Genomic DNA, 271 nt, shown 5'->3' with positions numbered 1-271 from the left:
CGCGAAACCGCCAACCTCGATCGACACCCACACGGGCGCGACCAGCACCACGACGGCACTGAAGCCGGCCATCACCGATCCGATCAATAGCCGGCCGCAGCGCCACCTCCACCACAGCAACGCACTGGCGACGTAGAACACCACCAGCGGCACTGCCCACGAAAGCCAATAGCCCACCGTCGGGCCAGGCACTCCGGGCGCCCGGTCTTGTACCGGCAATGGCGAGAGTTCCGGAACCTCGAACACGTCTCGGAAAGTCTGGACCGCCCAG

1 pseudogene is annotated in these 271 nt (G+C 66.1%); it reads right to left on the bottom strand.

Annotation, left to right across the window (positions count from 1 at the left end):
• Positions 1-246 (bottom strand): annotated as a pseudogene (locus tag H483_RS39195) (hypothetical protein); the annotation flags it as partial.
• Positions 247-271: the final 25 nt, after the last annotated feature.

Origin of the sequence: Dietzia sp. UCD-THP (assembly GCF_000349585.1) — a bacterium.
GTDB classification, from domain to species: domain Bacteria; phylum Actinomycetota; class Actinomycetes; order Mycobacteriales; family Mycobacteriaceae; genus Dietzia; species Dietzia natronolimnaea_A.
Note: the sequence above shows the minus strand (reverse complement) of the source record. Positions and strands in the feature narration are given on the sequence as shown.